This is a genomic window from Acidiphilium acidophilum (genome assembly GCF_033842475.1).
Lineage (GTDB): Bacteria > Pseudomonadota > Alphaproteobacteria > Acetobacterales > Acetobacteraceae > Acidiphilium > Acidiphilium acidophilum.
The window spans coordinates 1085325-1104357 of record NZ_JAWXYB010000018.1 but is presented as its reverse complement, the minus strand read 5'-3'; the positions used below and the strand labels follow the sequence as shown (position 1 = coordinate 1104357).

The following is a 19033-nucleotide window of genomic DNA, read 5'->3' as shown; positions in this document are numbered from 1 at the left end:
GCATCGCCGAGGAGCAACTGGTCGAGCGGGAGTTCGCGAATGGCGGACAAGGGCAAGGATGGCCTCGGCTGGTTGACGTTCCTTATACCTGACGAACGCGCCGTAGTCGCGTCAATGGTGATCGGGGCGTTCGGGCGAGCCCTGTGAGGGATCGGGTGCCGCGTTCCAGGCGGCGCGGACGAGGTAGACCGGGCGCTGTTTGCTCTCCTCGTAAAGCCGTCCGAGATATTCGCCGAGCACGCCGAGGGCGAGGAGCTGGACGCCGCCGAGGAACAGGACCGCGACCAGCAGCGATGGGTAGCCCTTGACCGGATTGCCGTAGATCAGCTTGTTGAAGATCGTGATCACGGCATAGACGAAGGCGAAGATCGAGACCGCGAAGCCGAGATACGAGGCGAGGCGGAGCGGGGCGCTGGAGAACGACGTGATGCCCTCGATCGCGAAATTCCAGAGTTTCCAGTAGTTCCAGGTCGTGGTGCCGGCATGGCGGGGGGCGCGGTTGTAGGTGATGGTCGCGGTGCGAAAACCGACCCAGGCGAACAGGCCCTTCATGAAGCGGCGGCGCTCGGGCAGGCGTTTCAGGGCGTCGAGCGCGGGGCGGGAGATCAGGCGGAAATCGCCGGTATCGGCGGGGATTTCGACATCGCTCATCCGGTTGATGATCCGGTAGAAAGCGTGGGCGGTCGCGCGCTTCACCGGACCGTCGCCCTCCCGCGAGGCGCGGACGGCGTTGACGACTTCGAAACCTTCGCGCCATTTCGCGATCAGGGTGGCGATGATTTCGGGCGGGTCCTGGAGATCGGCGTCGAGCGGGATGACGGCATCGCCCCGGGCGAAATCGAGCCCGGCGGTGAGGGCGGCTTCCTTGCCGAAATTGCGGGAGAGATCGATGACGCGGACGCGCGGATCGTGCGCGGCGAGGGCGACGAGGCGGGGGAGCGTGTCGTCGCGGCTGCCATCGTTGACGCAGACGAGTTCCCAACTGTCCGGCCCGGCATCGAGCGCGGCGGAAAGGCGGGCGTGCAGCGGGGCGATGTTCGCGGCCTCGTTATGGAAGGGAACGACGATCGAGATGGTGGGGGGACGGACGCCGGGAGCGTCGAGGCGGGGCGCGGTTGGGGCGGGTTCGGCCATGGGGTCGATGATGGCACGATTTGCGGGCATCGCACAGGCGGGCGTGATGGTCCGGCGTTGACGGGGCGGTTCGATCGGTTCGATATGATGACAGGGTCAGAGGGCGGCGGGATGGCGGTTGAACGGGGCGATGCGGCGCGGGTGAGGATGGCGGCACCGGCGGAACGGTCGATGCAGGTGCAATCGCTGGTGCGGGCGCTGGCGATTCTGAACCGGCTCGGAGCGTCCGACGAGGGGTTGAAGCTGATCGAGATCGGCCAGCAGGTCGGGCTGTCGCCGTCCACCGCGCATCGGTTGCTCACAACGCTCGAACAGGAGCGCTATGTCCATTTCGATGCGGAACGGCGGGTCTGGTCGGTCGGGGTGCAGGCATTCGCGACCGGGACGGCATTCCTCAAGAGCCGCAACGTCGCGGCCCTGGCTCCGGGCCCGATGCGCGCGCTGATGGAGTTGACCGAGGAGACCGTCAATCTCGCGATGGAGGATCAGCACGAGGCGGTCTATCTGGCGCAGGTTGAATGCCGGCAGATGATGCGGGCGTTCGCGCGGCCCGGAGGTCGGGTGCCGCTGCATTGCTCGGGCGTGGGCAAGGCGCTGCTGTCGGCGATGAACCGTGCCGAGATTTCGCGGATTCTGCATGCGCGGGGGATGGCGCGGATGACGGTGAAGACGATCAACAACACTGCCCATCTCCACGAGGATCTCGCGGCGGCGCGGGCGCGGGGGTATGCGATCGATGATGAGGAACACGCGATCGGGCTACGGTGCATTGCGGCGGTGATTTTCAACGAACATGCCGAGGCGGTGGCGGCTGTTTCGGTATCGGGGCCAATGGCGCGGATCACGGATGCACGGATTCCGCAACTCGGTGAGCAGGTGCGTCGGACGGCGGATGCGATCACTGCCCTTTATGGCGGTCGAGTAGCACATGGATAGGCAAGATTTACTTCATCAGAAAATATAAAAATCGCCTGCTGCCAATTAAAAAAGTTTTTTGCTTCTTTTTTACAAAAAAGAAGACCTTCCTATACTCACTTTTCACCCGGCACGTATAACCGCCTCAGCCGCGCGGATACCGTCGACTCCGGCGGACAGGATGCCGCCGGCGTAGCCCGCGCCCTCGCCGGCGGGGAACAGGCCGGGGGTGTTCAGGCTTTGGCCGGAGGGATCGCGGGTGATGCGGATGGGGGCGGAGGTGCGGGTTTCGACACCTGTGAGGAGCGCGTCCGCGCGGTCGAAGTCGGGGATTTTTCGGGCGAAGTGGGGGATGGCTTCGCGGATGGCTTCGATGGCGTAATCGGGCAGGCAGGGGGCGAGGTCGGTGAGGTGAACGCCGGGTTTATAGCTGGGGATCACTGATCCAAGGCTGGTGGATGGGCGGGCGGCGAGGAAATCACCCACAAGCTGGCCGGGGGCGTGGTAGGTGCTGCCGCCCTGAAGGTAGGCGCGGGATTCGAGGTGGCGCTGGAAGGTCATGCCGGCGAGGATGTCGCCTCGATCGGCATCGGGGTAGTCGGCCGGAGTGACGCCGACGACGATGCCGGCGTTGGCGTTGCGTTCGTTGCGGGAATACTGGCTCATGCCGTTGGTGACGACGCGGCCGGGCTCGGAGGCGGCGGCGACGACGGTGCCGCCGGGGCACATGCAGAAACTGTACACGCTGCGGCCGTTTTTCGCGTGGTGGACCAGTTTGTAGTCGGCGGCACCGAGAAGCGGGTTGCCGGCGAAGCTGCCGTAGCGGGCGCGGTCGATCATGGACTGCGGATGTTCGATACGAAATCCGATCGAGAAGGGTTTGGGGTCGAGATGGACGCCAGCATCGCGCAGCATTTCGAACGTGTCGCGCGCGGAGTGGCCGATGGCGAGGATGATGTGGTCGGCGGTGAGGGTTTCGCCGGAGTCCAGGATCACGCCACGGGCGCGGCGGGGGGTTGAATCGAGGATGAGGCCGGTGACGCGGGCACCGAAGCGGTATTCGCCGCCGAGGCGTTCGATGGTTTCGCGCATGGTCTCGACCATGCCGACCAGACGGAAGGTGCCGATATGGGGGTGGGCGACGGTGAGGATTTCGGCGGGCGCACCGGCGGCGACGAATTCGGTGAGGACTTTGCGGCCGAGATGGTTGGGGTCGCTGATCTGGCTGTAGAGCTTGCCGTCGGAAAAGGTCCCTGCCCCGCCTTCGCCGAACTGGACGTTGGATTCCGGCGTGAGGATACCGCGCCGCCAGAAGGCCCAGGTGTCTTTGGTGCGTTGGCGGACCGGCTTGCCGCGCTCCAGGATGATCGGGCGGAGACCCGCCTGGGCGAGGATGAGCGCGGCGAACAGGCCGCAGGGGCCGGTGCCGATGACGATCGGGCGGGTGGATGCGGGACGGGTGGATGCGGGGCGGATGGCGGGGGGTTTGTAGGTGGTGTCGGGCGTGGGGCGGATGTGGGGGTGGTTGCGGGCGAGGATTTCGGGCTCACCTTCGGTTTCGGCATCGATCGTGTAGGTCAGTTTGATTGCGGATTTGCGGCGGGCGTCGATCGCGCGGCGGGCGATGGTGAAGCGGCTCGGGATGGCCGGGGCGAGGCGTGCGGCGACCGCGGCGGCGAGGTCGGCCTCGGAATGGTCGAGCGGGAGGATGATTTCGGTAAGGCGGAGCATAGGTTGCATGTTTAGACGGTCCTGTGCGCGCTTGCCATGCCGGGGCGGAATAGCCACAAGGCGGACATGGCCCCTCCCCTGCTGAATTTACAGAATATCCGGCTTTCACTCGGCGCATCGCCCTTGCTCGATGGGGCGGAGATCGGGGTGGGGGCGGGTGAGCGGATTTGTCTCGTCGGGCGGAACGGTTCGGGCAAGTCGACGCTGCTGAAAATCGCTGCCGACATGATCGGTGCGGATGGCGGGACGCGGTTTTTGCAGCCGGGGGCGACGTTGCGATATCTGCCGCAGGAGCCGGATCTGACCGGGTTTGCGACGGTGATGGATTACGTTCTGGATGGGCTGGATGCCGAGACCGACGGGCATCGGGCTCGGGGATTGCTGGACCAGCTCGGGTTGAGCGGGGCGGAGACCACGGTGCGACTTTCGGGTGGCGAGGCGCGGCGGGCGGCGATTGCGCGCGTGTTGGCACCGGCACCTGACGTGCTGTTGCTGGATGAGCCGACCAATCACCTGGATCTGCCCGCGATCGAATGGCTTGAGGCGGAGTTGCGCGGCTCTCGCGCCGGGATCGTGCTGATCAGCCATGACCGGCGGCTGCTGGAGAAGGTGTCGCGCAGCATCGTCTGGTTGGATCGGGGGCGCACCAGCCGGATCGACCGGGGGTTCGCGCATTTCGAGACGTGGCGCGACGAGGTGTTCGAGCAGGAGGCGCGGGATGCGCAGAAGCTTTCGCGCGAGATTGCCCGCGAGGAAGACTGGATGCGCTATGGCGTGACGGCGCGGCGCAAGCGAAATGTCCGGCGGGTCGCGGAACTGGCCGGGTTGCGCGAGAAGAAGCGGGAGGAAAAGCGGGACAGCCGCGAGTTGCAGGTGAGCGCGAGCGCGGCCTCCCTGTCCGGCAAGATCGTGATGGATGCCAAGGGGATATCGAAATCCTATGGCGATCAGGTCATCATTCGCGATCTGACGCTGCGGGTGCTGCGCGGCGATCGGCTGGGCATCGTCGGGCCGAACGGGGCGGGCAAGACGACACTGCTGCGCTTGCTGACGGGGCAGGATCAGCCGGATGCCGGGACAATCAAGATCGGGACCAATCTGGCGGTGGCGACGTTGGATCAGCAGCGCGCGGCGCTCGACCCCGCGACGACGCTCGCCGATACGCTGACCGGGGGCAAGAGCGATCTGGTGGAAGTGGGCGGGGAATCGCGTCATGTGATCGGTTATATGAAGGATTTTCTGTTCCGGCCGGAGCAGGCGCGCACGCCGGTGGGCACGCTTTCGGGCGGGGAGCGCGGGCGGTTGCTGCTCGCGGCGATATTGGCGAAACCGTCGAACCTGCTGATCCTGGATGAACCCACCAACGATCTCGATCTGGAGACGCTGGATATATTGCAGGACATGCTGAGCGAGTATGCCGGGACGATTCTGCTGGTCAGCCATGATCGTGATTTTCTCGACCGGGTGGCGACCTCGACCTTGGCGGCGGAAGGCGATGGGCGCTGGGTGGAATATGCCGGCGGCTATTCGGATATGCTGGCGCAGCGCGGCGAGCGCGGGCGCGAGGCGGCGGCGGTGCGCAAGGCCGGGCCGGTGGCGAAGCGGGCGAACGAAAAAGCCGCGTTTTCGTTCAAGGACCGGCACCGGCTGAAAGCATTGAACGAGGAGATGGCCGCGGTGCAGGGCCGGATCGACACTCTGGAGGCGACGTTCGCGGATACCGAGTTGTTCACCAGGCAGCCGGAGCAGTTTCAGGCGAATATGACGGCGCTGGCGGGGCTGCATGAGCGGATGGGCGTGTTGGAGGCGGAGTGGCTGGAGTTGGAGATGCGGCGGGAGAGTGTTGAAGGGTAAGAAAGGAAGGTTTCTTTTTTGTAAAAAAGAAGCAAAAAACTTTTTAACTCGGGGGCGGAGCCTGTGGCGAGTGAGCGCCTCGGACCAAACTAATAAAAGTTTTTTGGTTCTTTTTTACAAAAAAGAACCGCTTAACTTTCCTTACCGAGCGCCGGCGAGACCTTGATTGTGATACTCCGCGCGATCACCAGCACGATGACCAAGATGCACAACGCCACCAGATCGCGCGAGGAGAATTTCTGGGCGTAGAGTTTGATCAGGATTTCGCGCAGGGAGAACACGATGGTGACATCCAGCAGGGTCGAGAGGCGGATGCGGCGGGTGCGGGCGTAGTCCATGAAGGTGTTGAACAGCTCGATCAGGATGACGACGTCGAGGATGCGTTCGACCAGGGTACGGAGTTCGAATCCGTCGACCTTGGCGGGGCGGAGGTCGGGGAACAGGTGGATGGTGGTGACGACGGCTTCGACGAAGGCGAAGCCGAGGGCGATGAGCATCAGCGGGATGACACCGATGATCACCGCGTCAACCGCGATATCGTAGCCGCGAAAGATCAGGGCGCGCCAGCGGAGCCGGGGCTTGGGTTCAGAGGCCACGGGCCGCCATGGCGTCGGCGATTTCATCGATTGCGCCGGTGGCTTCGGGGATGATGCGGCCCATGGTGATGAACCCGTGGATCTGGCCGGGGAAGCGCCGCACCGTGACCGGGACGCCGGATGCGATGAGGGTGCGGGCGTAGTCTTCGCCTTCGTCGCGCAGCGGATCGAAGCCGGCGGTGATGATCAGGGCGGGCGGCAGATTGGCGTGGTGGGCGGCGCGGATGGGTGAGGCGCGCCAGTCGTGGGTGTCGTCCTGACTGCGGAGATAGTGGTTGCGGAAATAGATCATGGTCTCGCGGGTGAGACCGTAGCCTTCGGCGAATTCCTGCTGGCTTGGCGAGGTCATGGACATGGCGATCGAGGGATAGATGAGGGCCTGCAGGGCGAGGACGGGGCCGTGATTGTCGCGCGCGTCGATTGCGACGACGGCGGCGAGGTTGCCTCCGGCGCTGTCGCCGCCGACGGCGAGGCGGTTCGGATCGATGCCGAGATCAATCGCGTTGGCGGCGACGAAGGCGGTGGCATCGATCGCATCGTCGGCGGCGGCGGGGAATTTGTGTTCGGGGCCCATGCGGTAGTCGACCGCGACGATGACGGCGCCGGTGCGCTGGGCAAGCTGGCGGCAGACGACATCGTGGGTGTCGAGATCGCCGATCACCCAGCCGCCGCCGTGGAGATAGACCATTCCGGCGCGGGGGGCGGGATCGGTGCCGTCACGATAGAGGCGGAGCGGGATGGCGCCGTTGCGGCCGGGGGCGGTGAGATCGCGGATTTCGGCGAGGGCGGGCGGTTCGGGGCTCAGCGCGGCGCGGGCGGCACGATAGGCGAGGCGCGCCTGTTCGGGGGTGAGGGTATGGGTGGCGGGGGCGCCGGAAAGGCGGATCATGTCGAGCACTGTAGCGGCGCTGCGGTCGAGTTCGGCCATGGGCAGGTCTCCGTGGTTCAGGATGCGACCAGCAGACCGTCGCGCAGGATGATGGTGCGGTCCATGCGGGCGGCGAGGTCGGGGTTGTGGGTGGCGATGAGGGCGGCGATGTTTTCGCCGCGAACGGCGCGGAGCATTTCGTTGAAAACGATATCGGCGGTCGCGACGTCGAGATTGCCGGTGGGTTCGTCGGCGAGCAGGAGTTTGGGGGCGTTGGCCATGGCGCGCGCGATGGCGACGCGCTGACGTTCGCCGCCGGAGAGCTTGCCGGGCAGATGGTTGGCGCGATTGGTCAGGCCGAAAGCGGCGAGAAGGGTGGCGGCGCGGGCCTCGGCATCGGCGCGGGATTTGCCGGCGATCATTTGCGGGATCGCGACGTTTTCGAGGGCGGTGAATTCGGCGAGCAGGTGGTGGGATTGGTAGACGAAGCCGATTTCATCGCGGCGGAGGCGGGTGCGTTCGGAATCCGAAAGCCGTCCCGTGTCGATGCCGCCGATCCGAATCGTGCCGGAATCGGCTCCTTCGAGCAGGCCGGCGAGATGGAGCAGGGTGGATTTTCCCGAGCCCGACGGGGCGACCAGGGCGGTGATTTCACCGGCGCGCAGCGTGAGATCGGCCCCGCGCAGGATGTGGAGTTGTTCGTCGCCGCTGCCGAAAGTGCGGGTGACTTTATCGAGGGTGAGGATGTCACTCATGGCGGAGGGCCTCGACCGGGTCGGTGCGGGCGGCGCGCCAGCTCGGGTAGATGGTGGCGGCGAAGGACAGGGCGATGGCGAGGAGGACGACTTCGATCACCTGGCTCCATTCGAGTTTCGCGGGCAGGGATTCGAGATAGTAGACGGTGGGGTTGAACAACTGGGTGCCGGTGATGTTCTGGATGAACATGCGGATGTTTTCGATATAGGTGCAGAAGACGACGCCGAGGCCGAAGCCGATGACCGTGCCGAGCACGCCGACCGAGGCGCCGACCATGAAGAAGATCCGCAGGACCGAACCGGACGATGCGCCCATGGTGCGCAGGATCGCGATATCGGCGGTCTTGTCCTTGACCATCATGATCATGGACGAGACGACGTTGAAGACGGCGACGATGATGATGAGGGTGAGGATCAGGAACATCACGTTGCGTTCGACGTTGACGGCGGCGAAGAAGGCATTGTTGCTGTCCTGCCAGTCGACCACGTTGACCGGCGTGCCGGACAGGGCTTGCGGGATGGCGGCTTTGATCGGGCCGTCCTTGTCGGGGTTTTTCACGAAGAGCTGGATCTGGGTTGCGGCATCGGGCGCGCGGAACAGGGTTTGTGCGGCCTTGAGCGGCAGGAAGACGAAACTGGAATCGTACTGCGCCATGCCGGTCTGGAAGATGGCGGTGACGTGGAAGCTCTCGATCCGGGGGATGGTGCCGATGATGGTCGCGTTGCCCTGCGGCAGGACCAGGGTGATGGTGCCATCGAGCGGGATGCCGAGCTGGGTACCGACGCCTGCGCCGATCGCGACGTCGTTGCCGGAAAAGCCCTTGAGGGTGCCTGAGATGATGTGATGCGAGACGGTCTTGAGGTCGGCGAGGCCGGAGGGCTGGATACCGCGGGCAACACCGCCGATCGCGCCGCCGTGCGGGCCGGTCATCAGCACCTCGCCCTGCACGATCGGGATGGCGCTGATCACGCCGGGGATTTTCATGAGTTTGCCGGCGGCGGCATCGTACTGGCTGATGTTGTGGCCCGCGCCGTAGACGCCGATATCGCCATTCAGGCCGAGGATCTGGGCGAGGAGTTCCTGGCGGAAGCCGTTCATCACGCTCATCACGATGATCAGGGTGGCGACGCCGAGGGCGATGCCGATCAGGGAGAAGATCGCGATGATCGAGACGAAGCGCTCACCCTTGCGGGCACGCAGGTAGCGGAAGGCGACGCGGCGCTCGAAGGCGTTGAACATCAAGCCAGCACTTTCGCGAGCGCATCTTCGAGGGAGAGTTCGGCGCGTTCGCCGGTGTGGCGGCGCTTGAGTTCCACCTGATTTTTGGCGGCACCGCGCGGTCCGACGATGAGTTGCCACGGATGGCCCATCAGATCGGCGTCGGCGAATTTTTCGCCGGCGCGGGCGTCGCGGTCGTCGTAGAGGGCGGCGTCGCCCAGGCGGGCGTAGAGGTCTTCGCAGAGTTTGTCGGTGGTGGCGTCGCCCTGGCGGAGGTTGAGGATGGCGGCGCGGAACGGCGCGACGGCATCGGGCCAGATGATCCCGGCGTCATCGTGGCTGGCTTCGATGATCGCACCGGTGAGGCGCGAGACGCCGATGCCGTAGCTGCCCATTTCGGGGTGGATTCTCGCGCCGTCCGGGCCGACGACGGAGAAGCCCATTTTTTCGCTGTATTTGGTGCCGAAGTAGAAGATCTGGCCAACTTCGATGCCCCTGCCCTCGCGGCGGTCGGACTCCGGGATTTTGGCCCAGGCTTCGGTATCGTGTTTTTCATCGGTTGCGGCGTAGAGCGTGGTCATCTGGTCGAAGAAGGCGTCGAGGTCGGCCTGGGTGTCGTAATTATAGGTGTCGTTGCCGAGGTCGATCGATTCGAAGGCTTTATCGTAGAACACGCCGCTTTCGCCGGTCGGGGCGAGGATGTGGAACTCGTGGGAGAGATCGCCGCCGATCGGGCCGGTATCGGCGCGCATCGGGATGGCGCGGACGCCCATGGTGCGGAAGATCCGCATGTAGGACAGCATCATGCGGCGGTAGCTTGAGACAGCGGCTGCGTAGTCGAGATCGAAGCTGTAGCCGTCCTTCATGTAGAATTCACGCCCGCGCAGGACGCCGAAGCGGGGGCGGACCTCATCGCGGAATTTCCACTGGATCTGGTAGAGCATCTGCGGCAGGTCGCGGTAGGATTGCACCGACTCGCGCATGATGGCGGTGAGCATTTCCTCGTTGGTCGGGCCGTAGAGCATCTCGCGGTCGTGACGGTCGCGGATGCGGAGCATTTCCGGGCCGTACGCGTCGTACCGCCCGCTTTCGCGCCAGAGATCGGCGGATTGGATGGTCGGCATCAGGATTTCCTGCGCCCCTGCCCTCGCCTGTTCGGCGCGGACGATGTTCGCGATGTTGTGCAGCACGCGCAGGCCGCTCGGCAGCCAGGCATAGATGCCGGCGGATTGCTGGCGGATCATCCCGGCGCGGAGCATCAGGCGGTGCGAGACGATCTGCGCCTCGGCGGGGGTTTCCTTGATGGTGGGGATGAGCGAGCGGGAGAGGCGCATGCGATGTCCTGAGCGAGTGGTTGGTGCCCGTTCTCCTACAGCGGCACGGAGCCCTCGGCCAGAGCCTCGGCACGGGCGGGGTCGAGCCGGCGGTTCAGGGCGACACGGGCGGGTTTTTCGATCAGGAGGTGCAGGACGATGCCGAGGGCGAAGGTGAGCGCGATCAACAGGCCGGAATAGGCGAGCGGAACCGTGGCCGGGGGCTCGTGCAGGCGGCGGAACAGTTGCGAGGTGACCAGTTCGGCGGGGGCGAAGCTCATGTAGAGCGGGTAGGAGATCACGCCGATGTAATGAAGGGGCTTGATGCGGCCGAGATAGGCGGGTTTTTCGGCGTCGCCCTGCATCGCGAAACCGTAGAGCATCAGCCAGAGACCGAAGACGGTCATGGCATCGTGACCAGCCCAGGCGAAGGCGGCGGCGACAAGGGCTCCCACGAGGCCGATTGCCGCGCCGTTCGCTTCATCGGCGAAGAGCGGGACCGCGATCGTGGTGATCATGCCGGCGATGAACTCGGGGAAGAAGCGCAGCATCGAGGCGCCGAAGGTGAGGTTGAGCCCACGGTAGTGGAACGAGACCACACACAGGATGAACAGGCAGAGCGGCAGGGCCGCGATGACCGCCATGTAGTAGAATCGGCTGAAGCTCACGACGATGAAGGGGAAGATCAGGTAGCCGGCCCATTCCGTGCTGATCGACCATGAGGGGTAGTTCCAGGTCCAGTGATGCAGGAACCCCCAGCTCTGGACCAGCAACAGATTGTCGATAAGGGCGATGGTGCCGAACCGGTCCGGCTGGCGCGGGACGATGCCGATGGCAAGGCCGCCGATGAAGATCGCGCCGAGCAGGACGATCACTGCGAGGTGGACCGGATAGAGACGCGCGAGGCGTTTGCCCCAGAAATGGGTGATGCCCTGGCGGGTCATGGGAATTTTATCATCGACGCGGGCGAGGATCAGGCCGGAGAGGACGAAGAACCCGTCGACGCCGAGATAGCCCTTGTCGATGATCGCGCCGAGCGGGCCGAGATGGCGGCTGAACTGGGCATGGAGGTTGATGTGATAGGCGAAGACCCAGAGCGCGAAAATCGCGCGGCAGGCGGTAAGGTCCGTCAATTCGCGTGATTTGTTCATCATTTGGGACTAGAGCATGATTTCTTAAGGTTGAGTCGAGTTTAGGGATTCCGGCGCGGCGGAAAATACGATTCAAGGTGCTGGCTGGAATGGAGGCCAGCATCGATGGGTGCACCCTATTCGTTGGACTTGCGTAAGCGTGTTGTTGGAGCCGTGGCCGCGGGGATGAGCCGACGTGCGGCTGCTGAGCTTTATCAGGTTGGGATTTCTACCGCGATCCGCTGGGTGGAGCGTGCTGATGCGGTGGGCAGTCCGGCAGCATTGCCGATGGGAGGCAAAAAGCCTTTCAAGCTCGCCAAAGAGGCAGACTGGATCAACGCGCGGATCGCGAAGAAGCCCGATATAACCGGGCGCGAACTGTTGGCTGAGTTGCGCCAACGCGCCGTCGAGATCAGCTACTACGGCGTGTGGCACTTCCTCGACCACACAGGCCTCACCTTTAAAAAAAACGCTGCACGCCAGCGAGCAAGACCGCGCTGACGTCGCACGGCGCCGCCGGCAATGGCGCCAGGTGCAAGGCAGGATCGATGCCAACCGACTGATTTTCATCGATGAAACCTGGACCAAGACCAACATGACGCGCCTGCACGGGCGCTGCGCCATCGGCCAACGGTTGGTCGACAAAGTGCCGCATGGTCACTGGAAAACCCTGACCTTCGTCGCTGGCCTGCGGTGCGACGAGATCATCGCCCCCTGCGTGTTCGACCGTCCGATCAACGCCATCAGTTTCCTCGCATGGGTAAAGCAATTCCTGGTGCCGACACTACGGCCCGGCGACATCGTCGTGATGGACAATCTGAGCAGCCACAAATCCTTGGCCGTGCGACGCGCGATCAGGGCGGCCGGCGCGAAGCTGTTCTTTCTGCCCCCGTACAGTCCAGACCTCAATCCGATCGAGCAAGCCTTCTCCAAGCTCAAGACCCTCCTCCGCAAGGAAAACGCACGAACAATCGCACAAACCGAAACCTGCATCGGGACCCTGCTCGACAGGATCACTCCACAGGAATGCGCCAACTATTTCAAGGATGCAGGATACTCAACTTAAACCTATCACGCTCTAATGCCAGAAAAAAGCCCGCCGACCAAAGGGCCAGCGGGCCAAGTTCAGGGAGGAAACGCCAGTCACACGGCAGAATGAAGAACCAACCTTCACTCTATGGCGCATGATGCATCGCAACATGGGTCGGCGTAAAGCAAAATCGTCGCCGAAAACTGACAAAAAACGGCCATCCATACATAAAATGACCTGTTTTTAGGCACAAGTGACCACAATTCTGTGATGATGGGTATAAAATGGTCAACCGACCTGGATGACGTGCACATCGACCATCGGGCGCTTGCCGAATCGGCGACCGAGCACCCGGCGCAGCGCGGATTGGGCGGCCTCCTTCACCGCGCGGCGATCGGCCCGCAGACTGGCCGGGAGTTCCTCGAAACTCGCGACGAAATCGGATGCGAGGGCGGCGATTGCGGCATCGTCGGTATCGAACAGGCCGGGGGCGGTGATCTGGGCATCGCCCTTGACCCGTCCCGAGGGATCGACCGCGATGCTGCCGATGACGACGCCGTTGAACATCATGCGGCGCCGTGCGGCCATGACGCCGCCCTGCATCGGGACCAGACGATCGCCATCGACCGCGAGGCGGCCGACCGGCACGGAGTCGATGACTTCCGGCTCGCCCGGCCCGAGGCGGACGACATCGCCATCTTCCAGCAGCAGCGAGGAGATGCCTTCGGCCTCGGCAAGATCGGCCTGGGCGGCCATGTGGCGCCATTCGCCATGGGTGGGGATGATATAGTTCGGGCGGACGAGGCGGTATAGGCGGCGGAGTTCGTCGCGCGCCGGGTGACCCGAGACGTGGACCATGTGGTCGTCCGCGGTCATGACATTGACGCCGGCGCGGACCAGATCGTCCTGCACCGCGCCGATCGCGCGTTCGTTGCCGGGAATCTGGCGCGAGGAGAAAATCACGGTATCGCCTTCGCCGAGGGCGATGTTGCGGTGGGTGTCGGCGGCGATGCGGGCGAGGGCCGAGCGTTTCTCGCCCTGGCTGCCGGTGGCAAGGATCAGGAGGTTGTCGTCGGGGATGCGGCCGGCTTCGTCCTCGGGGACGAAATCGGGGAGATCCTGAAGGTAGCCGACTTCCTGTGCCGCTTCGACGTATTTGGCGAGGCTGCGCCCGACCAGGGCCACATGGCGATCGGCGGCGAGGGCGGCTTTCACCACCGAATCGATCCGGGCGATGTTGCTGGAGAAGCAGGTGACGACCACCCTGCCCTTCAGCCCGGCGATCAGCGCGGTCATGCTTTTGCGGACCGTGGCTTCGGAGCCGGAATGGCCTTCGACCATGGCGTTGGTGGAATCGGAAATCATGGCGAGAACGCCTTTGTCGCCCAGGGCCTGCAGGGCGGCTTCGTCGGTCGGCGGGCCCACCAGCGGTTCGGGGTCGAGCTTCCAGTCGCCCGTGTGCAGGATGGTGCCGACCCGGGTGGTGATGGCCAGCGCCTGCGCTTCGGGGGTGGAGTGCGCCATGCGGATGTATTGCAGGTCGAAGCCACCGACCTTGAATGCCGAACCCGGGGCGGTTTCGTGGATTTTCACGGTGCGGAGCAGACCCGCTTCGCTGAGCCGGTAGCGGATCAGGGCGGCGGTGAAGGGGGTTGCGTAGATCGGGCAGCGCAGACTGTCCCAGATGCGGGCGATGCCGCCGATATGGTCCTCATGGGCGTGGGTGATGACGAGGCCGCAGATACGGTCGCGGTTGGCCTTCAGATAGGCGGGGTCGGGGACCAGCAGTTCGGCTTCGGGGGCTTCCGGCCCGGCGAAGCCCATGCCGCAATCGACGACCAGGAGATCGTCGTCGATGCCATAGACGTTGAGGTTCATCCCGATCTCGCCGGTGCCGCCGAGCGGTGTGAAGGTGAAGCCGGTGTTGGATTTCGGGGCTGGTTTCTTGGTCATTCGTAGCGGTCTTTCATGATCAGTCGTTGTCCGGCTCGCGGTTGCGCAATGGCGGGGATGGATTGCGCAGGCTGAGCAGGCGCAATCCTTCAAGGGTGAGATCGGGGTCGGTGCGCTCGATGCGCGCACTTCCCTCGGCGATGAGGGGGGCAAGGCCGCCGGTGGCGATGACCTTCATCCGCGCGCCGAATTCGTTTTCGATCCGGGTGATGAGACCTTCGACGAGGCCGACATAGCCCCAGTAGATGCCCGAGCGCATGGCCGGGATGGTCGATGTGCCGATGACGCGCTGCGGGCGGCCGATGCCGATGCGCGGCAGGCGGGCAGCCGCCTGATGGAGGGCCTCGACCGAAAGGTTGATGCCGGGCGCGATGGCACCCCCGACATAGGCACCGGTTTCATCGACGACGTCGAAGGTGGTGGCGGTGCCGAAATCGACCACGATCAGCGGACCGGCGTAGGTTTGATGGGCTGCCAGCGCGTTGAGCAGGCGGTCGGCGCCGACTTCGTGGGGATTGTCGACCTTGATGGCGAAACCCCAGTCGAGCGTGGCGTTGGCGATCAGCGGTTCGATGCCGAACCAGTCGCGGCAGAGGCGACGCAGGTGATAGAGCGCGGCGGGAACCACCGTGCCGATCACCGCATCGTGCAGACTGGCAATGGCGATGCCGTTGCGGTCGAGCAGGAAGCCGAGCCAGACGCCGTATTCATCGGAGGTGCGCTGCGCATCCGTCGCGATGCGCCAGGTGCCACGCCATGCGCTGCCGTCGTGCACGGCGAAGACGATGTTGGTGTTGCCGGCGTCGATCACCAGTCTCATGCGGTGCGGGGCCTCTGTCATGACAGGGCGATGTCGCCGCTGCGGATGGTGGTTATCGTTTCACCCTGTCGGAGCAACAAACTGCCGTCCGCGTCAATCCCCGCGAAAATTCCGGCGATCCGCCCGGCATCGACAGCAAGCGCGGTGCCGGGCGGGTGAGCGCGGGTCTGCCAGACGGCGCGGAGGGTTTCGCCGCGATCGGCGATGAGGCTGCACTGCCAGTGATCGAGCCGGGCGCAGAGCTTCGGCACAAGCCCGGCAGGGGTGATGTGGCCGCCGAGGGCAGCGAGGCTGGTGGTGATGCGCCCCGGGATATCGGGGGCGAAAGCGAGGTTGATGCCGATGCCGATGACCAGGGTGGTGAGGATGGCGTGCTCGATCGTGGCGTCGATCAGGATGCCGGCAAGCTTGGCGTTATGCGCCATCACATCGTTCGGCCATTTGAGGGTGAGCGGCGACGGCGCGGGCAGGACAGGGTCGAGCGCATCGATGATGGCGAGGCCGGAGAGCAGGGCGAACATGCTGCCCTGACTGGCGGGGACGTTGGGGCGGAGCAGGGCGGAGGCGTAGAAATTACCCGGTGGCGAGGACCATACGCGCCCGGCGCGGCCACGCCCCGCAGTCTGTTCCGCCGCGACGATCAGCAGCCGGTCGGGTTCGCCGTGGCGTGCGCGGGTGGTGCAAGCATCCGAGGTGGAGGCGATGGTCTCGACATGTTCGATCCGCCACGGGGAAAGACGTGTCAAAATCCCTGGCTCGGAAACAGGGCGCGGGCCGCCAGCGAGGTGATGGTGGAAAGCGGCGCCGGGTAGAACACGAACAGGGTGGTGACCACGGCGCTGATCCCGATGACGAGGTTGACGCCGGCGGTACGCGCATCGAAACCCGGCGAACCGGCATCGAAATACATCACCTTGATGACCCGGAGATAATAGAAGGCGGCGATAACGCTGGTGATGATGCCGATGATGGCGAGGATGTCGAGATGGGCGTCGATCGCGGCGGCGAAGACGTAGAACTTTCCGAAGAAGCCCGAAAGCGGCGGGATACCGGCCATCGACCACATCATGATCGCCAGCACCAGGGCGTAGCGCCCATCCTCCCCGGCCATGCCGGCAAGATCGGCGATGCGTTCGACCGGGCGGCCGTTGCGCGACATTGCGACGATGCAGCCGAAAGTTCCGAGCGACATCACGAGGTAGATCGCGAGATAGATCAGCGTGGCGCGGACGCCGAAACTGGTGCCGGCGGCGAGACCCATCAGGGCGTAGCCCATGTGGCCGATCGAGGAATAGCCCATCAGGCGCTTGATGTTGCTCTGGCCGATCGCGCCGAAGGCACCGATGATCATGGAGGCGGCCGCAAGGATTTCGACCAGATCCTGCCATTGGGCGAATAGCGGGGCGAAGGGGCCGAGCATGATGCGCAGCAGGAGGGCGAAGACCGCGATTTTCGGGGCGGTCGCGAAGAAGGCGGTGACCGAGGTGGGTGCGCCCTCGTAGACATCGGGGGTCCACATATGGAACGGCGCGGCGGAGATCTTGAAGGCGAGACCGACCAGGACGAAAACCAGCCCTAGAGTTGAGCCGAGCGAGACGGTGGTGTGGCCGGTCATGGCACCGGCAAAGCCGTGGGCGATGCCGGTAAAGCCGGTGGTGCCCGAATATCCGTAGACCAGCGAGATACCGTAGAGCAGCAGGCCTGAGGAGAGCGCGCCGAGGATGAAGTATTTCAGCCCGGCTTCGGACGAGCGGAGATTGGTGCGGGCGAAAGCAGCGAGGACGTAGAGGGCGAGCGACATGATCTCGAAGCCGAGATACAGCGTCAGCAGATTTCCCGCCGAGACCAGCACGATCATGCCGACCACGGCGAAGATGATCAGGACCGGGTATTCGAAGCGGGTGATGCCGGTGCGCTGGTTGAAGGCAACCGAAAGCGACAGCGCGCCGGCAGCGCCGAGCAGGACCAGTATATCGGCGAACCGGGTGAAATCGCTGGTGACGAACAGCCCGTGCAGGATCGCGCCGTCCGGCGCGATGAAGAGCAGCCGGGCGGTGATCACGAGGACCACGATGGCCGAGCCGGTGATCGCGAAACTGTGGTCGCGCGCGGTGAAGACGCCGGACATCAGCATGATCATGCCGGCAATCGCGAGAACGAGGATCGGGAGCATGGTGTAGAACACGGTCATCGAATTGCTCATGGCCGGGCCATCGCCAGGGTGGCCTGCTGCTGGAGGGCGGCGACATGGGCATGGACCAGATCGGTCACCGCGTTATGAAAGGCGTAAGTAAGGCCGGACGGGACGAAGCCGAGGGCAATGACCAGAACCGCGAGCGGGGCGAGCATCAGCCACTCCTTGCCGGTGAGATCGGTGATGATGGCGTTGGCGACGCTTCTTGCCTGATCGAACAGCACCCGGCGGACCATGACCAGCATGTACATCACGCTCAGGATCATGCCGGTGCCGGTGAGTATGGCGACCCAGAAATTGATCTGGATGGCACCGACCATGACCAGGATTTCGCCCACGAAGCCCGACGTGCCGGGCAGGCCGACATTCGCCATCACGAAGAGCATCAGGAAGGATGCGAAAACCGGCATCCGCACCGCAAGGCCGCCGAGCTGGTCGAGCCGGAGGGAATGACCGCGGGCGAGCAGGATGCCGACGCAGAGGAACAGGGCGGCGATGACCAGCCCGTGCGAGACCATCTGGAACAAGGCACCTTCGATGCCAATGACGGTGAAGGTGAAGATACCGACCACGATCAGCCCCATATGGGCGACCGAGGAATAGGCGATCATGCGTTTCATGTCGGTCTGCGCGAGCGCGGCGAAGGAGATGTAGATGACGCCCATGATGCCGAGCGCGAACATCAGCGGTGCAAAATACTGCGCGGCATCCGGCAGCATGGGCAGGGAGAAGCGCAGGAAACCGTAGGCACCCATTTTCGAGAGAACCGCCGCGAGCATGATGGTGCCGGGGAGCGGCGCTTCGCCATAGGCATCGGGCAGCCAGGTGTGAAGCGGCCAGACCGCTGCTTTGACGCCGAACGAGGCGAGGAAGGCGAGGAACAGCCAATCCTGAATGTGCGGCGGGATCGGCGTGTGCATCAGCGTGATCATGTCGGTGGTACCGGCATGGTGCCACATCCAGACCAAAGCCAGCAGCATCGGCAGCGAGCCGGCCAGGGTGAAGACGAAGAATTTGATCGCGGCGTGGATGCGCCGTTCGCCGCCCCAGACGCCGATGATGAGATACATCGGGATCAGGACGCCCTCGAAGAAGATGTAGAACATCAGGAAGTCGAGCGCGCTGAACATGCCGATGGTCATGGTTTCCAGCAGCAGAAAGGCGGCCATGTAGTCACGGACCCGGCGGGTTTCGCGCCAGCTCGCGAGGATCACGATGGGGGTGAGCAGCGCGCTGAGGACGATGAAGAACAGGCTGATGCCGTCGATGCCGAGGCGGTAGGCGATGTGGAATTGCGGGATCCAGGCGGCGGTTTCGTTGAACTGGAAGCCGTGGATGTGCGGGTTGAAACCGATCAGCATGACGATGGCGAGGACCAGCACGATCAGACTGGTCCAGAGCGCGATCCAGCGGGCGGTGCGCGCGGCGGCGGCAGGGCTTCCCTGGGGGATATAGAGCAGGACGGCACCGAGCAGCGGCAGCCAGATCATCAGGGACAGGATGGGGAAGGTCATGATCGGT

General features: G+C 64.4%; 16 protein-coding genes. 3 read left to right on the top strand and 13 right to left on the bottom strand.

All coding sequences use genetic code 11. The features are described from left to right. Positions 1-111 precede the first annotated feature (111 nt). Positions 112-1134, bottom strand: a complete 1023-nt coding sequence (locus SIL87_RS07925; protein ID WP_319613631.1) for a glycosyltransferase family 2 protein — start codon at positions 1132-1134, stop codon at positions 112-114. Between the two features lie 111 nt (positions 1135-1245). Here SIL87_RS07925 and SIL87_RS07920 point away from each other — a divergent pair, with 111 nt between their 5' ends. Then, on the top strand, positions 1246-2070 hold the full coding sequence (locus SIL87_RS07920; RefSeq protein WP_319613629.1) for an IclR family transcriptional regulator domain-containing protein: 825 nt from the start codon (positions 1246-1248) through the stop codon (positions 2068-2070). Positions 2071-2172: 102 nt separating this feature from the next. On the opposite strand, the gene SIL87_RS07915 is transcribed toward SIL87_RS07920, so the two are convergent. Beyond that, the gene (locus SIL87_RS07915) at positions 2173-3780 is read right to left on the bottom strand and encodes an NAD(P)/FAD-dependent oxidoreductase (protein ID WP_319615936.1); all 1608 of its coding nucleotides are present in this window, start codon (positions 3778-3780) and stop codon (positions 2173-2175) included. 66 nt (positions 3781-3846) lie between these two features. Between SIL87_RS07915 and SIL87_RS07910 the strand changes: the two genes are divergently transcribed. After that, positions 3847-5634, top strand: coding sequence for an ABC-F family ATP-binding cassette domain-containing protein (locus SIL87_RS07910; protein ID WP_319613628.1), 1788 nt, complete (start codon positions 3847-3849; stop codon positions 5632-5634). 131 nt (positions 5635-5765) lie between these two features. On the opposite strand, the gene SIL87_RS07905 is transcribed toward SIL87_RS07910, so the two are convergent. From SIL87_RS07905 to SIL87_RS07880, 6 genes are read right to left on the bottom strand one after another with little or no spacing between them, the layout of a single operon-like run. Then, entirely contained in the window at positions 5766-6230 is a 465-nt protein-coding gene (locus tag SIL87_RS07905; protein WP_319613627.1) for a phosphate-starvation-inducible PsiE family protein, read from the bottom strand. Then, a complete protein-coding gene (locus SIL87_RS07900; protein WP_319613626.1) occupies positions 6220-7158 on the bottom strand; it encodes an alpha/beta hydrolase in 939 nt (312 codons plus the stop codon). Before SIL87_RS07900 ends, SIL87_RS07905 begins: the two co-directional genes overlap by 11 nt. 17 nt (positions 7159-7175) lie before the next feature. Further along, a complete protein-coding gene (locus SIL87_RS07895) occupies positions 7176-7853 on the bottom strand; it encodes an ABC transporter ATP-binding protein (RefSeq protein ID WP_319613625.1) in 678 nt (225 codons plus the stop codon). After that, a complete protein-coding gene (locus tag SIL87_RS07890) occupies positions 7846-9093 on the bottom strand; it encodes a lipoprotein-releasing ABC transporter permease subunit (protein WP_319615935.1) in 1248 nt (415 codons plus the stop codon). The genes SIL87_RS07895 and SIL87_RS07890 overlap by 8 nt, the downstream gene beginning before the upstream one ends. Continuing rightward, on the bottom strand, positions 9093-10406 hold the full coding sequence (gene proS, locus SIL87_RS07885) for a proline--tRNA ligase (protein ID WP_319613624.1): 1314 nt from the start codon (positions 10404-10406) through the stop codon (positions 9093-9095). The genes SIL87_RS07890 and proS overlap by 1 nt, the downstream gene beginning before the upstream one ends. A 35-nt stretch (positions 10407-10441) precedes the next feature. After that, entirely contained in the window at positions 10442-11539 is a 1098-nt protein-coding gene (locus tag SIL87_RS07880) for an acyltransferase family protein (protein ID WP_319613623.1), read from the bottom strand. A gap of 102 nt (positions 11540-11641) precedes the next feature. Here SIL87_RS07880 and SIL87_RS07875 point away from each other — a divergent pair. Then, positions 11642-12581 (top strand): IS630 family transposase gene (locus SIL87_RS07875; protein WP_319613622.1). Its coding sequence is split into 2 segments (ribosomal slippage): positions 11642-11974 and positions 11976-12581, totalling 939 coding nucleotides; the frame shifts between segments, so codons are not numbered across the junction. A 252-nt stretch (positions 12582-12833) separates the two neighbouring features. On the opposite strand, the gene SIL87_RS07870 is transcribed toward SIL87_RS07875, so the two are convergent. From SIL87_RS07870 to SIL87_RS07850, 5 genes are read right to left on the bottom strand one after another with little or no spacing between them, the layout of a single operon-like run. Continuing rightward, the gene (locus SIL87_RS07870) at positions 12834-14498 is read right to left on the bottom strand and encodes a ribonuclease J (RefSeq protein WP_319613621.1); all 1665 of its coding nucleotides are present in this window, start codon (positions 14496-14498) and stop codon (positions 12834-12836) included. 19 nt (positions 14499-14517) lie between these two features. Next, positions 14518-15318, bottom strand: a complete 801-nt coding sequence (locus SIL87_RS07865; protein WP_319615934.1) for a type III pantothenate kinase — start codon at positions 15316-15318, stop codon at positions 14518-14520. Positions 15319-15335: 17 nt separating this feature from the next. Next, positions 15336-16064, bottom strand: a complete 729-nt coding sequence (locus SIL87_RS07860; protein ID WP_319613620.1) for a biotin--[acetyl-CoA-carboxylase] ligase — start codon at positions 16062-16064, stop codon at positions 15336-15338. After that, complete coding sequence (nuoN, locus tag SIL87_RS07855; RefSeq protein WP_319613618.1) at positions 16061-17521, bottom strand: NADH-quinone oxidoreductase subunit NuoN; 1461 nt, start codon at positions 17519-17521, stop codon at positions 16061-16063. The genes SIL87_RS07860 and nuoN overlap by 4 nt, the downstream gene beginning before the upstream one ends. Then, on the bottom strand, positions 17518-19026 hold the full coding sequence (locus SIL87_RS07850; RefSeq protein WP_319613617.1) for an NADH-quinone oxidoreductase subunit M: 1509 nt from the start codon (positions 19024-19026) through the stop codon (positions 17518-17520). Before SIL87_RS07850 ends, nuoN begins: the two co-directional genes overlap by 4 nt. Positions 19027-19033: the final 7 nt, after the last annotated feature.

Bases quoted from the DNA above. Each gene is read 5' to 3' on its own strand.
- SIL87_RS07920 (WP_319613629.1), top strand. From the start codon at position 1,246: ATGGCGGTTGAACGGGGCGATGCGGCGCGGGTGAGGATGGCGGCACCG.
- SIL87_RS07925 (WP_319613631.1), bottom strand. From the start codon at position 1,134: ATGGCCGAACCCGCCCCAACCGCGCCCCGCCTCGACGCTCCCGGCGTC.
- nuoN (WP_319613618.1), bottom strand. From the start codon at position 17,521: ATGAGCAATTCGATGACCGTGTTCTACACCATGCTCCCGATCCTCGTT.
- SIL87_RS07890 (WP_319615935.1), bottom strand. From the start codon at position 9,093: ATGTTCAACGCCTTCGAGCGCCGCGTCGCCTTCCGCTACCTGCGTGCC.
- SIL87_RS07865 (WP_319615934.1), bottom strand. From the start codon at position 15,318: ATGAGACTGGTGATCGACGCCGGCAACACCAACATCGTCTTCGCCGTG.
- SIL87_RS07850 (WP_319613617.1), bottom strand. From the start codon at position 19,026: ATGACCTTCCCCATCCTGTCCCTGATGATCTGGCTGCCGCTGCTCGGT.
- proS (WP_319613624.1), bottom strand. From the start codon at position 10,406: ATGCGCCTCTCCCGCTCGCTCATCCCCACCATCAAGGAAACCCCCGCC.
- SIL87_RS07880 (WP_319613623.1), bottom strand. From the start codon at position 11,539: ATGATGAACAAATCACGCGAATTGACGGACCTTACCGCCTGCCGCGCG.
- SIL87_RS07910 (WP_319613628.1), top strand. From the start codon at position 3,847: ATGGCCCCTCCCCTGCTGAATTTACAGAATATCCGGCTTTCACTCGGC.
- SIL87_RS07870 (WP_319613621.1), bottom strand. From the start codon at position 14,498: ATGACCAAGAAACCAGCCCCGAAATCCAACACCGGCTTCACCTTCACA.
- SIL87_RS07915 (WP_319615936.1), bottom strand. From the start codon at position 3,780: ATGCTCCGCCTTACCGAAATCATCCTCCCGCTCGACCATTCCGAGGCC.
- SIL87_RS07900 (WP_319613626.1), bottom strand. From the start codon at position 7,158: ATGGCCGAACTCGACCGCAGCGCCGCTACAGTGCTCGACATGATCCGC.
- SIL87_RS07895 (WP_319613625.1), bottom strand. From the start codon at position 7,853: ATGAGTGACATCCTCACCCTCGATAAAGTCACCCGCACTTTCGGCAGC.